This window comes from Acidaminococcus hominis, from assembly GCF_022484025.1.
GTDB lineage: Bacteria > Bacillota > Negativicutes > Acidaminococcales > Acidaminococcaceae > Acidaminococcus > Acidaminococcus hominis.
On record NZ_JAKVMG010000001.1, the window covers coordinates 1,826,539 to 1,839,763 of the forward strand.

The 13,225-nt window shown below is 53.1% G+C and carries 9 protein-coding genes; 2 read left to right on the forward strand and 7 right to left on the reverse strand.

The features are described from left to right. Positions 1-86 precede the first annotated feature (86 nt). The 3 genes from LKE88_RS08250 to LKE88_RS08260 form a co-directional block, all read right to left on the reverse strand. Entirely contained in the window at positions 87-1,226 is a 1,140-nt protein-coding gene (locus tag LKE88_RS08250; RefSeq protein ID WP_276803320.1) for a 2-methylaconitate cis-trans isomerase PrpF family protein, read from the reverse strand. Positions 1,227-1,371: 145 nt separating this feature from the next. Further along, positions 1,372-2,679: a 2-hydroxycarboxylate transporter family protein gene (locus LKE88_RS08255; RefSeq protein WP_118286771.1), complete on the reverse strand. Its 1,308-nt coding sequence runs from the start codon at positions 2,677-2,679 to the stop codon at positions 1,372-1,374. Positions 2,680-2,694: 15 nt separating this feature from the next. After that, positions 2,695-3,582: an amidohydrolase family protein gene (locus LKE88_RS08260; RefSeq protein ID WP_118286772.1), complete on the reverse strand. Its 888-nt coding sequence runs from the start codon at positions 3,580-3,582 to the stop codon at positions 2,695-2,697. Between the two features lie 1,131 nt (positions 3,583-4,713). On the opposite strand from LKE88_RS08260, the gene LKE88_RS08265 reads away from it, so the two are divergent. Further along, positions 4,714-5,886, forward strand: coding sequence for an iron-containing alcohol dehydrogenase (locus tag LKE88_RS08265; protein WP_118286773.1), 1,173 nt, complete (start codon positions 4,714-4,716; stop codon positions 5,884-5,886). Positions 5,887-5,993: 107 nt separating this feature from the next. On the opposite strand, the gene LKE88_RS08270 is transcribed toward LKE88_RS08265, so the two are convergent. From LKE88_RS08270 to LKE88_RS08280, 3 genes are all read right to left on the reverse strand, one after another. Next, entirely contained in the window at positions 5,994-7,286 is a 1,293-nt protein-coding gene (locus LKE88_RS08270; protein ID WP_105326447.1) for an aminotransferase class V-fold PLP-dependent enzyme, read from the reverse strand. Between the two features lie 84 nt (positions 7,287-7,370). After that, a complete protein-coding gene (locus tag LKE88_RS08275; protein WP_105326448.1) occupies positions 7,371-8,585 on the reverse strand; it encodes a pyridoxal phosphate-dependent aminotransferase in 1,215 nt (404 codons plus the stop codon). 246 nt (positions 8,586-8,831) lie between these two features. Continuing rightward, positions 8,832-9,806 (reverse strand): LysR family transcriptional regulator, encoded by a 975-nt coding sequence (locus LKE88_RS08280; protein WP_105326449.1) that lies wholly within the window; start codon positions 9,804-9,806, stop codon positions 8,832-8,834. 260 nt (positions 9,807-10,066) lie between these two features. Between LKE88_RS08280 and LKE88_RS08285 the strand changes: the two genes are divergently transcribed. Then, positions 10,067-11,284 carry a dicarboxylate/amino acid:cation symporter gene (locus LKE88_RS08285; RefSeq protein ID WP_105326450.1) on the forward strand — a complete coding sequence of 406 codons (1,218 nt, stop codon included), beginning with the start codon at positions 10,067-10,069 and terminating at the stop codon, positions 11,282-11,284. Positions 11,285-12,668: 1,384 nt separating this feature from the next. On the opposite strand, the gene LKE88_RS08290 is transcribed toward LKE88_RS08285, so the two are convergent. Beyond that, on the reverse strand, positions 12,669-13,085 hold the full coding sequence (locus tag LKE88_RS08290; RefSeq protein ID WP_105326451.1) for a RidA family protein: 417 nt from the start codon (positions 13,083-13,085) through the stop codon (positions 12,669-12,671). Positions 13,086-13,225 lie beyond the last annotated feature (140 nt).

Sequence of the window (13,225 nt, forward strand, 5' to 3'; positions counted from 1 at the left end):
GTTAATTCCCAATACTTGTACTCCCATAGGGGGTATCAGATTTTCTCTATAGCATTGTTTACAGCTAATAGCAAAGTTCCCATAACTTATTTCCGGATGTAAACAAAGCCATCCATGATCCGGCGGGCCGTACGCTGTACTGCCACCCCGTGTACCAGGATTTCCCCGTTTTGTTCTTCCAGGTCCGGATACACCGTCATCACGCCGCTGGGGTGACCCAACCGCACGGACTTGGTCCCTTCCGGCAGTGCCCCCAGGGTCTTTTCAATAATGGAACCCGGGAGGAACGCCGCTACCGCAATGGAGCTGGCGGCCGTCAGCGGGCAGGCCTTGTGGCATTTGAATACGGAGATCACCCGTACGCACAGATCCATAGCGGACGCTTCCACCGGCTGGCCGGCAATGTCCGTATAGCCTACAGGAGCCGTAAATACGCCCACCTTGGGAACTGCCGGAGAATTGGCCGTAGCATCTGCCAAATCCTTGGCAAAGCCCATTTTCACTGCTGCTGCGCCCCGGATTTTTTCCAGGAGGGCAGAGGCTTCCTTGTTGGCGTCCACCACCGCAGGCATTTCCGTGCCCGTAAGGCCTACGTCTTCTGCCTTCACCAGCACCAGAGGGTTGGAGACGTCCAAAATGGTGGCTTCAAACTTCCGGCCCTCAATATCCAGCACGTCCAGGGTGCTTCCCGTAGGCAGCAGTTTCCCTGTTTTGGCACCGGCCGGGTTCAGGAAGTTTACCTTCAGTTCTGCCGCCGTGCCGTCAATACCGGCAATGTGGCAGTCCCCGTCCTGGGCAAAGGTATGGGTTTCCGGGTCAATGGGCACCGTTACGTTGATGTACTTGTCCGTGTTCTTGTTCAGCATCCGTACCGTAGTAATGGGTTCCACCACGGGCACCAAACCTTCCTCCACGGCAAAGGGAGCCACCGCAGCTGTCATGTTGCCGCAGTTGGACTTGTAGTCCACCTGTTTCTTGCCCACAATCACCTGGCCTACCAGGTATTCCACATCCACATCTTTTTCTGCGCTCTTCCACACAATCACAATCTTATTATTGGAAGAAACCGTACCGCCCATGCCGTCCATCTGCTTGGGATCCGGATTCCCCATAACCTGAAGGAAAATCTCATCCCATTCCTTCCGGTCCGCTGGCAGATCCTCCCGCAGGAACATACAGCCCTTGCTGGTACCGCCGCGCATATACACCGTTTTAAATTTTCTCATTTTGCATCCTCTTTTCGTCAAGTTATCCGGCTTGTGCCGGTTCAGAAAATCGATGCGAGGCTAACTGCCTACGCTTTCGATTATAGGCCGGTTTTCAGAATTTTACCAATGATTCTCTAGTTATGCCTTCCATAACCTACATTTCTCACAGGAACTGGAAGATGAAACTGCCTACCAGGAGCACAATGGCCCCGCCAATCCGGGAAGAGATCTGGGCATAGCTCATAAGTTCCATTCTCTTGGCTGCGCCCAGTACGGCCAGATCCCCGGCACCGCCCATATTGGCCATGCAGAGGCCGGCCGTAATGGAAGATTCAATGGGGTAAAATCCTACCAGGTAGCCAAACAAGCCGGAGCCCAGGACGCACCCCAGAACAATCAGCACACACATCAGCAGGTTTTCCGGACTCAGCACGCTCATCATCTGGTTAAAGTCAATGAGGGTAATGCCGCAGCCGGCCATCTGCACCCAAACCAGCTTGCTGGCGCAGAACTGCTGCACCTTTTGGCAGGCTGCCTTGGTTCGGACAGGAATCAAGTCCAGGATATTGGCCAGAGCCGCGAAAATAATCAGGTAGGCAAAGTTGGGAATGGCCACCCCAAACACAGAGGGCAGGATTTTCTTGGCCACCAGGGTTGCCAGGACAAAGAAGCCGCCGGCCAGGAAAATAGCCGCTGCAATATCGTCCATGGTCAGTTCGCTTTCTTCTTCCTCTTCCACCAGTTCTTCAGCCTTCCGCTGGGCTTCCGGCTGGCGTACCAGTTGGCCGCGGCCCGTAAGACCCGGCAGCACCCGGCCCACGTTATCCAGCAGAATGGCGAAGGCTACAGCCACAATATTGGCCACCGCCAAAATGGCCAGGGCAAAGCTCAGATACGCGGAAGAATCCTTTCCCGTCACATCCTGGTACACCTGGGCCATGGGAATGGCGCCAGCACCGGCACCGCCGCCCATAATGGGCAGTACATACGCCGTAATGATTTCAGCAGGAGAAATGCCAAACAGCATACCCCCCAGCACACCCAGGAGCGCAGCTCCTGCCAGGGAGGCCAAAAGGGCCGGCAGGTACAGGACACTGGATTTGATCAGCAGTTTCCGGTCAAGGCCCAGCAGACTGCCCACCACCAGGAAGCAGATAAATACGTTCAGGAAGTTGTACGTGCTCATCCAACCCTTGGAGACTTTGATGATATTCACAGGCATACAGTTGGTATACACCAGTACGCCGCAGCCCAGGAAGGCCAAGATGGCCCCGCCGCCACAGTACTTGTTCCAGAACGGAATCTTTTCCCCGATTTCCCCGAAAATAATACCCAGCGTAAACATCACCGCAATGCCGCCAATCATCTGATCCGGAATCAGATTCAAGCAAGCTGCGGCAATAACTGCAATGGCGAAGAAGACAAAAACCCGCCAATCCATTCCATAAATCGTGCGCGTAGATTGTTTCATGGTACTCCCCCCGGCTTATTTGCCGAACCCGAACAGCTGTGCCGGGTTTTCTACTAGTGTCTTGTGAAAGGCCGTCTCGTCCTGAAGAATGTCGAACAGCGCATCCAGCATGGCGCTGTCATTGGGAACCGGTTTTCCTTTGCTGTAGCAGTTGGGATGGGGCCAGTCCGTCCCCCACAAAAAGCGGCTGTTGTTGGCCTTGGCGTAATCCCGGCTGACTTGCAGGGTATCCGCATAGCCCGGCTGCACACTGTCAAAGTACCAACCGGACAATTTCACCCAGGCCCGTTCTTCCTCCAGCCAGCGGGTAATCAGCCGGAAGGCAGGATGTTTGCTGCCCTGGTCCGCCGGCAAATGGCCCCGGTGGTCCAGCACCAAAGGCACCGGCAAGGCTTCGAAGAATTTCTGTTTTTCTACCAGTAGGTCCGGATCCATCCAAAGGCAGACGCACCACTGATAGGGTGCCACCTTTTCCACCAATTGGCGGATGGCTTCCCAGTCCCCTTTGTAGCCGCAGTTCATATTGAACCGGATGCCCCGGGCCCCTGCTGCATGAAGGCTTTGGATTTCAGCGTCCGTTACGCTATTATCCAGCACCACAATGGCACGGGTATTTTCCTTGCCCAGCTGCTCTACCGCAGCCAAGGTGCACCGATTATCCAATCCGTAGGCGGAGGGTTGTACCACAACGCTCCGGCTGATACCCAGCTTGTTTTTCAGCAGCTGGTAGCAGTCCGCAGTGGAAGGCGGCTGATTCCGCTCATCGGTGGGCACATAGGGAAAGCGGACCGGGTCATAGATATGATGGTGGGAATCGCAGGCTCCCGCAGGAATGGCGGTCTTGGGAAAATCCCGCCCGCTGCAGTAGGGAACCTGTTCACGGCGTTCTTGACAATCGTTCATGACATTTTCCTCTCTTTACTTTCATCACGCGCGCACATGACTTTTGATGCCTCCATTCTATGTAAAATTTCAGATTTTTTCTAATACTTTTCCTCCCATACGAGTTATATGAGATATTCTATGATTAAGACATTAGCTATCGATTTTTCATGATAATAGCAGTAACATTCTATTTTTCTCTTCCCATCCATAGAATGCCTCGAATATTTCTTATAGCCTTTTAGCAAAAAGCCAGTTGCTTCGTATCCGTCACCCTTTAGGCAATTTTGCACCAGGAGGTCTATCAGAATTTCTATGATATGAGTTATAGCTTTCCTCCCATAGGCCTATCATAGAGAAGGTATTGGTATTTTCTAACAATTTCTTCTACAATGAAAGCCGGGAAAATCCCGTCCTATTCCCCCGCTAATCTACAATAGGACGGATCGCAGGCGGAAAGGCACCTAGGACTGCAGGGCCTTTCCGCTTTTCCCTTATAAGCTCCACCCTTTATGCGGCCGCATCCAAACAGCCCCACAATTTTCCAAAGGCTGTTTGGTCAATAAGGCCCATGCGATAGCGGCCCGCGAAGTAAGCCCAAAAGGCGCAACTAAGCGGTTTGCCGCGAACCGCTGGGGAGAGATGTCAGCCCCAGGCTGAATGAGGGAGTCGTATCCGCCGTTCAAGGTGTCAGCCGCAGAAAGGTGGAATATACGACCCCTGTGATAGCGGCCTGTGAATCAAGTCCGAAGGACAATGACGAACAGCAAGCCGCGAACCACTGAGTGGATACCCGGCACCACATCACTTCAGGTTTGCGGACCGCACCAACTCCACAAATCTCGCTCTTTTATACGGCCGCATCCAAACAGCCCCACAATTTTCCAAAGGCTGTTTGGTCAATAAGGCCCATGTGATAGCGGCCTGTGAATCAAGTCCGAAGGACGATGACGAACAGCGAGCCGCGAACCACTGAGGGAATACCCGGCACCACATCACTTCAGATTCACTGACCGCACCACCAAAGTTGACACCCAGGGGCGGGGCAAAGGAAATTTCCTTTGCCCCGCCCCCAGTTTTCTTTTCCGCCAAATTCAGCTATACTGTAACTGTACGTTGTCTTGTCACACCATTCTGAAGGAGGTTTTTCACATGAAGGATTTTATTTACGATATTCCCACCAAGATTTATTTCGGCAAGGACCAGTTCTGCCATTTGGGCGAGGTTCTGGCCCAATATGGCAAAAAGGTGCTGCTGGTCTACGGCGGCGGTTCCATCAAAAAGATTGGCCTGTACGATACCATCCAGCAGGAAATCCAAAAAGCCGGCCTTACCTGCTTTGAAGTTTCCGGCGTGCTCCCCAACCCCCGCATCGACAAGGTACGGGAAGGCGTGCAGGTCTGCAAGGAGCAAGGCATCGATATGGTACTGGCGGCCGGCGGCGGCTCCGCCCTGGATACGGGCAAGATGATTGCCATCGGGGCCTGCGTGGACTGCGACCCCTGGGACTTCTTCATCAAACGGGTACCGGCGGAAAAAGCCCTGCCCATTATCACCATCCCCACCCTGGCCGCTACGGGCTCCGAAATGGACAATGTGGCCGTGCTCAGCAACCCCGACACCGATGACAAACGGGGCGCCAAAACCATGCTGATCCAGCCCAAGGTTTCCTTCCTGGACCCGGAAACCACCTATACGGTAAATGCCTACCATACCGCCTGCGGCGCCGCAGACATTTTGTCCCATACCATCGAAACGTATTTTAACCCCACCGAAGGCATGTACCTTTTGGACACCTTCATGGAAGGGCTGATGAAAACCGTGATCCGCTATGCCCCCATCGCCCTGAAGGAACCAAACAACTACGAAGCCCGGGCCAACCTGATGTGGGCCGCTTCCTGGGCCATCAACGGCCTGTTCAAAACCTGCCAGAACCAGATCTGGAGCTGCCACGCCATGGAGCACCAGCTGTCCGCCTACTATGACATTACCCACGGCCTGGGTCTGGCCATTCTCACCCCCCGGTGGCTGGAATACTGCCTCACCGAGCAGAATGTGGACCGGTACGTCCGCTTCGGCGTCAACGTCTTTGGTCTGGATCCCCAGCAGGAACCCCTGACCATTGCCCACGAAGCCATCAACCACCTGGAACACTTCCTGTTCACCACCCTGGGACTCAAGAGCACCCTCCACGAAGTGGGTATTGGGGAAGAACACATCCCCGTCATGGCCCAAAAAGCCTGCTCCTCCAAGGGCAACGTGATCAAAGGCTTCCGTCCCCTGCTGCCGGAAGATGTGGTCCAAATCTACAAACGCTGCCTGTAAAAAGCAGTTGTATGATAAGAAACAGCCTTGCATAAATAAAAACCGCTGAAAAGCAATTTCTTGCTTTCCAGCGGTTTTTTCTATGCAGGGTTCTTTCGTTTAGGAGCTTATTTCACGCCAAATTCCTTGGCAATTTCCACCGTAGCCTTCAGGAAGGTATCGATGTCGCCGAAGTCATGGCAGTGCAGCGGGGATACCCGTAGCAGGCCCGTATGACCCAGGGATTCTACAATCCGTTTGGAGTACAGGCTGGTGTTGATCCGTTCAAAGACGATGATGTGGCGTTTTTCATAAGCCAGGCGCAGGTCGGTGTAGTCCACACCCTTCATGCCCATAGCCACTACCAGGTCACGGGTTTCGTCAATAGGACCATCATCGAAGTACACTTCTACCCCGGGGATATGGCGCAGGCCAGGAACGGTTTCGCTGCCTTCCAGCATATGTTCCAGCAGGGCTTCTTCCTGTTCGTGGGCTTTCTTCATGCCTACCACGTATTGTTCCCGGCGGCTTTCAGAATTGGTGTAGTGACGGCCCAGCCAGCATACATAGTCCACCATGGCGCTCATGGCAGCGAAGTTGGCATGGGGATAGGTGCCCAGTTCCCATTCCTTGGCATCCTTGCCGTTTAATTTATCATGGGGCAGCACAGCAGCCCGGTCAGAAACGTAGCCGTAGCCGCAGCCCCGGATACCCATCGCTTTATAAGGAGCAATAATCATGCCGTCCAGCTTCAGGTCGTGGGCATACAAAGCGGCGTGGGGCATATGCTGTACTGCATCGGAAATGATGTACAGGTCCGGTTTGATGGCCCGGGCTTTTTCGATGATTTCCTTCATGGGGAATACTTTGCCGGAAATGTTGGAAGCGCTCATGACGCTGAGCAGGCAGGTATCCTTGTCCACCAGGTTCACAATGGCGTCCACGTCCACCCCGCCAGTTTTGGGGTTGGCTTGGGCCACCCGCAGTTCCATGCCCATTTTGGCAGCATAGATGGCGGCAGCATCATAAGCGGACGGATGTTCGATGGAGGTGGTGACCACGTTCTTGCCAGGAACATTTTCAATAATGGCACGGGTAATGCTGAAGGTGGTCTTGGACGGGGTCAGTTCCGTTACCAGAGCTCCTTCGCCCGGTTCTGCACCAAAAATAACTTCCAGCAGGTCAGAAATGCCCTTGGCTTTCACTTCATGCAGTTGCTCGGATACGTCATGATAACGCAGGGGGCAGTCAGGAATCATTTCGTATTTGGCCTTGGCATCTACGCAGGCCTTCAGGCGCAGGGAGCCGCCGGAGTTTTCAAAGAACAGCCGTTTATGGCCGAACATATCCTCATCCATATAACAGAACTTGCTTTTGATTTCCTTTTGCAGCGCTTCATCAAATACCGGTTTATTTGCCATGTTATTTCCTCTTTTCTGTATAGTACCCGGACCGGGCAGCCCTGCGGCCCCCAGCCCGGATCAAAAGTCAGCGTTTCCGTATGCTTATTTGCTTCTATACCGTTCCATCAGCTGCAGCACCCGGTCCAGGGCGGCAATGGCATTGTCCTTGTCCTGGGAGAAGTTCATCCGGAAGCTGTGGGTGAATTGCGGGCCAAATTCCGTGCCCGGCGTCAGGGTCACATTGGCCATTTTCCGTGCAATTTTGGCAAAATCACTGATGCTTACATCCAAAGGCGGCAGGGTGGGGAATATGTAGCTGCCCCCTTCGGTCTTTCTTACCGAGCAGCCTTCGTGGGATTCTACCAGTTTAATCAGGGCATCGCGGATTTCCTGATGCTGCCGGATCCGGTCAGCCAGCCAGCCTTCCGGTTCGTTGAACCAGACCTTGAATACATGCTGGCAGTAGCCGGGAGCCCGCAGGGTAACAATGGCCTGGAGTTTTTCCATCCGGTCAATGATCCAGCTGGAACCAAAAGCCGTACCCAGACGGAAACCGCTGAGGGATTCCGTTTTGGACGGTCCCATAATGGTCAGCATATTATCCGGTTTCTCTTCCAAGGCCCGGAGATGGGTGTAAGGATGGCCGTCAAAAATCTGACGGGAGTACAGTTCATCCACCAGCAGGGTTACATTGTATTTCTTGGCCAGTTTGGCAATGGTGGTAATTTCCTTTTCAGAATAAATCACACCAGTGGGGTTGTTGGGGTTGGAGAACAGGAACAGTTTTACGCCCTGTTTGAAGGATTCTTCCAAATCATCCAGGTTCACCCCAGCACAGGTATTTTGGCTCAGATAATCCAATTTAACCGGTACCAGTTCCCCTTCGAAGAATTCCACCAGTTTCCGGTTATCAAAGTAGTCCGGTTCCACAATGGCGACCTTGTCGCCCCGGCCTACCAGGCAGCCCAGTGCCAGGAACAGCGCGCCCTGGGTACCAGGAGTCAGGATCAGTTCCTTGTCCGGATCCACAGGAGCTCCGGTAAAGGCGGCCAATTTGGCGGCTACGTCCTGCCGAGGGTCTTCCCCGCCCCGGTATTCCGTGTACGCTACGCAGCTGCCCATGTTGAAGCCTTCAATGAATGCATCCAGAGAACCCGGTGTGGGTTTGTGGGCATCTACATCCCCGTGGGAAAAGTCCACTTTGGGGCCCGGCAGGGGTTCGCCCCGCAGGTCCAGCTGAGCTGCAGCCTGCAATTTTTCCTGTCCCGGTGCATTGTCAATTCCCAAGCGTTTAAATTTCTCCGTCAGTAAATCCATAATATTCCCTCCTGAATCAAAATTGATTGTGGTTGTTTCCATGCGTCACTTGCCAGGTGTTTTGCCAAACATCTCTTGTCTCTATTATAGAAAAGCCCGGCCCCAATTACCAATTGGTATTTAAGACACCTGTTATATCAATTTACTTATAGGCTAAGGATTCATTTCGGCTTTCAGGCCCGCATCTATACTGGATTCCTTTATTTTTTCACAAATATTTCTGTGTTTTTTCCCTGCGAAGGGAGATTATAATCCACCAAGAACTTTCCCGTACTTGGCCCCTTCCTCCTGGCAAAATTCCATAAAGGCCTTGGCCAAAGGAGACAAAGGCACATGCTTCTTATAGTACAGATTTACGCCCCGTACTGCCAGCGGGTCCGCCACCTTGTAGTACACCAGTTTGGGCGTAGCCTCCAGGGAACTGATTACCTCCGCCCGGATCATGGTCACCCCTTTGCCGTCCCGGGCAATAAAGTAGCTGGTAAGCATCTGGTCCATTTCCAGCAGTACCTGGGGGCGAATGCCCGCATTCCGGAACATCTTCTTGATGCGCTTATGGCTGTCGTTGCCCTTGGTCAGGAGAATAAAGGGATACTTCTGAAACTCTGCCAGGGATACCTGGGGACAGTCCGGCTCCCAGTACCGGCCCTGTTTCACCTCTTCCCAGGAAAGCGCCGCCTCCCGGAGCCGTTGGTTCACCGGGTACTCTGCCGGCACCACCAGCAGCATCATTTCCGAATATAGGTAGCAGCCCTGGCATTTGCTGCCGTAGCTGGTATCCACACTGAGCACCATGTCCACCGTATCCTTTTGCAGGTACTGGACCAGGTCCGCCGTATTCCCTTCCAGTAAATTGATGTTGGCTGGCTTTTTGCTGGCCTTCCGAAAGGCATCCGCCAGTTTGGGCAGCTCATTGGCGCAGAAAAACGCCGAACTCCCAATGCGCAGGGTCCCCTGTTCCAGGCTTTGCAGGGCCTGGAGCTCCTTCCCCAATTTCTGCTCGATTTCCCGAATTTTCAGGGCGCTGTTGATGTACTTGATGCCTGCTTCCGTCAGCGTCAGGGGCGTTACCCGCCGGTTAAAAAATTGCAGCCCGTACCGCTGCTCCTCCTTTTTTACAATGGCGCTGAGTGCGGGCTGGGTTACAAAGAGCTTGGCCGCGGCTTTGGAAAAGCCATGTTCCTCGTACACCGCCAGCACATATTCCATTCCTTTTTCCATAGCGCTCCCCTTTCTTGTATTCTGCACATTGTATACTTTTTACCGAAATAAATCTTGTTGTCTTTGATTATACTCCTAAAAAGCAAGTATTTATGCCCTTTTCCCGTTTTTTCCCATACGTATTTTTGTATAAGGTGATATCTATTTACATATTGGCAAAAGGCCCTTGTTTTTTTCTATAATATTTTTAGCTAAGAATCACACGCATGGAAGCCGGGCCGTCCGCCAAACATCCCCGGACTACAAGGGAGGTTTTTTTCATGAAGAAACTCATTCATATGGCATTATGGAAACAGATTCTCATCGGTATCGTTGCCGGCATCCTGGTGGGCGTCTACGCACCCGGTGTGGTACCCCACATCAAGTTCCTGGGCGACATCTTCCTGCGGCTGTTAAAAATGCTGATTGCACCTTTGGTGCTCTTTACCCTGATCAGCGGCGTGTGTAAGATGGGCGACATCAAGCGCCTGTACACCGTAGGTATCCGCATTGTCTGCTATTACCTAATTACTTCCGCGGTCAGCGCCGCTCTGGGCCTGTTGTTCGCCCTGTTCACCCAACCCGGCAAAGGCGTAACGGACCTCTTGACTTCCGAATCCGGGAAAACCGTTTCCTACGATTTTCTGTCCAACATGATCCAGTGGATTCCCACCAACATTTTTGAATCCCTGGCCAAAGGCGACACCCTGCAAATCATCATCTTTGCCCTGCTCACCGGTATTGTCCTGCTGCTGTTGGGCGACGAATGTGCCGGCGTTGTCAAACTCATTGACCAAGCCGCCAACGTGATGTTAAAGATGACCGACCTGGTCATGAAATACTCCCCCATCGGGATTTTCGCCCTGATTGCGGACATGATGACCACCATCAGCGGCCGTATGCTGTACCAGGTTGTAAACTTTATCGCCACCGACTGGGCCGTATGCCTGGTAGTCATCTTCATCATCCAGCCCCTGCTGGTACAATTCCTGGGCCGGCTCAGCGCCATCCAGTATCTGAAGAACGTAGCCCCCATTATGGTTGTGGCTGCTTCCACCACCTCTTCCGCTGCTACCCTGCCTTTGGAATTAAAGATTGCCAATGAAAAAATGGGCATTCCTGAAAACATCTACGGCTTCTGCCTGCCCCTGGGCAATACCTGCAATATGAACGGCATGGCCTGCGGCATCGGCGTAATTTCCGTCTTTGCATCCAACCTGTTTGGCGTACCCATTACCATCGGGGCCTGTGTCCAGTTCATCTTCCTGGGCCTGGTACTTTCCGTAGGGGCCGCTGGTGTAAAAGGCGCCGGGATTGTCATGTCCTCCGTGCTGCTGCAAACCGTAGGCATGCCCCTGACCCTGGTACCCTTGCTGGCTGCCGTATGGCCCATCCTGGACATTGTCCATACCACCGCCAACGTTTCCGGCGATATGGCTGGCACCATCATCGTAGCCAGATCCCTGGATTCCCTGGATGTGGAAAAATTCAACAGCTAATACTCCAAAAATGCTATACCGTTGCTGCCCCGGACTGGCCCCTCCAGTCCGGGGCTTTTTCCTATTTGTCTCCTCCAAACGTGGAGGAGATGCCGACGCAGTCGGCAGAGATAGTTCAAACCCAATAGGCTCCTTCAGTGGTGGCGGCGAAAGGCGTCGAAGAGAGTTTAGCAAATGAAGAACATCGAGTAAATTTTATTTTAACGAGGGTATTTTTTGCGGCCGCAGGCCGACTTGCCTTCCGCTTACCTGTTCGCGCAGCGAACAGGAGAAGGGGAAGGGTGGCTGCGCCCCAAGAGAGTAAGCGCAGCCGGGATGGGGTTTCGTCCAGGAGTCCGAAGGGCCGCCCAAACCTCCGCTGACCGCACAAAAAGGAGGTATGAAAAAATAAAACTTCTATCGTCGCCTGAATCCTGGAAAACTTCTTCCGTCAGCCTCTCGGCTGCCACCCCCTTCACGCTTGAAGGGGGCTATAAAGGAAAATGCGATACTTCCTACAGTGGTTCGCTGCTAGCCAGGCGGCGTCGCCCTTCGGGCTTGCCTTCTGGGCAGCTATCGCATGGCTCGCGTATTCCAAACAGCTTTTGGAATACCTGTAGCGCTGTTTGGACGCGAACGCAACGCTTTACGGTCGCATCCAAATGTCAATGCATTTTCCCGAGGACATTTGGTATATGCGACCTATGTGATAGCCGTCCGTGAGCCGAACCCGCAGGGTGAAGGGGATGCGCTCATATCCAATAATCCACCAAAAATTCTAAGGGATTATTGGCTAATATGAGCCATGTGATAGCAGCCTGTGAATCAAGCTCTTTGAGTGCAGATGAACAGCTAGCTGCGAACCACTACGGAGCACGGCGAACCACTCAGGAAGCGTTCCTATCCACTACTGGACATGTGATAAAACGGGATATTACAATCATCTACGTAACTATGATTTCTTTTCCTATACCCATTTTGCACATGACTCGTATAGGCCCAAGACCGGCCCCTGCAAGCGTGTAGGGGCTGGCAGTCCGTAGGACTGACTGAGGAAGTTTAGTTCAGCAATTTTATTATTTCACACCCCCGAATGAAGTCCAATTCAATTGGCCCGGAGGGCCCCGGCCCAGCGGGCGCCCATAGCACCAACCACTGGGAGAACTGTCACCGCAGGATGACTAAGGGAGTCGTATCCATTTCTCAAGGCCTTGGCCGTAGAGAAATGGAATATACGACCCCTGCGACAGCCGTCCAGGAGTCGAGCCTGCAAGGCGATGACGACTGGAATACGGCGAACCGCTGAGGGGATTCCCCAGGCCAGCACACTTCAGGTTCGCAGACCGCACAAAAAGGCGGAACCCGAAGGTTCCGCCCCAACAGCACAAACTAATAGTTCTTTCCCTTACCCTACCACAGCCGTCAGAGAAATCTCCACCGGCGCGTTTTTCGGCAGGCTGGCCATACCCAGGGCGCAGCGGGCACAAACCCCAGCGTCTCCCAATTGTTCCGTCAGATATTCAGAAGCAAAGTCCGCCAGTTTGGTGTGGTCCACAAAGCCTTCTGCGGCGTTGACATACACAATCATCTGGAGTACCCGGCCAATTTTTTCCCCTTCCTGGAGCTGGTTTTTGGCAGCCGTCAGAGCATTGGCAGCCGCTTGAATGACGGCTTCCTTGTATTCTTCCAGGGGCTTGTCCGCCTGCACCTTTCCGGTGTAGATCAGCACCCCATCTTTCCGGGACGTCATGCCGGCGGTCATAATCAGTTGTCCAGCCCGGACGGCGGGCACGTATTTTCCTTGCGGTACGGGATTTTTCATTACTCATCTCTCCTTTGTGAATTGCTTTTATGTGAGAAGCTTTGCTTCTTGCTGCCTTGTAGTTTTATTATAGCGATTTTCTTTCTCTTTTGCCTGCGCCTTTCCCAGACCAAGCCCAACAAAACGGTGCACTTTCCTGC

Excerpts from the sequence above, each read along its gene's own strand:
- LKE88_RS08250 (WP_276803320.1), bottom strand. The coding sequence starts at position 1,226 with ATGAGAAAATTTAAAACGGTGTATATGCGCGGCGGTACCAGCAAGGGC.
- LKE88_RS08255 (WP_118286771.1), bottom strand. The coding sequence starts at position 2,679 with ATGAAACAATCTACGCGCACGATTTATGGAATGGATTGGCGGGTTTTT.
- LKE88_RS08260 (WP_118286772.1), bottom strand. The coding sequence starts at position 3,582 with ATGAACGATTGTCAAGAACGCCGTGAACAGGTTCCCTACTGCAGCGGG.
- LKE88_RS08265 (WP_118286773.1), top strand. The coding sequence starts at position 4,714 with ATGAAGGATTTTATTTACGATATTCCCACCAAGATTTATTTCGGCAAG.
- LKE88_RS08270 (WP_105326447.1), bottom strand. The coding sequence starts at position 7,286 with ATGGCAAATAAACCGGTATTTGATGAAGCGCTGCAAAAGGAAATCAAA.
- LKE88_RS08275 (WP_105326448.1), bottom strand. The coding sequence starts at position 8,585 with ATGGATTTACTGACGGAGAAATTTAAACGCTTGGGAATTGACAATGCA.
- LKE88_RS08280 (WP_105326449.1), bottom strand. The coding sequence starts at position 9,806 with ATGGAAAAAGGAATGGAATATGTGCTGGCGGTGTACGAGGAACATGGC.
- LKE88_RS08285 (WP_105326450.1), top strand. The coding sequence starts at position 10,067 with ATGAAGAAACTCATTCATATGGCATTATGGAAACAGATTCTCATCGGT.
- LKE88_RS08290 (WP_105326451.1), bottom strand. The coding sequence starts at position 13,085 with ATGAAAAATCCCGTACCGCAAGGAAAATACGTGCCCGCCGTCCGGGCT.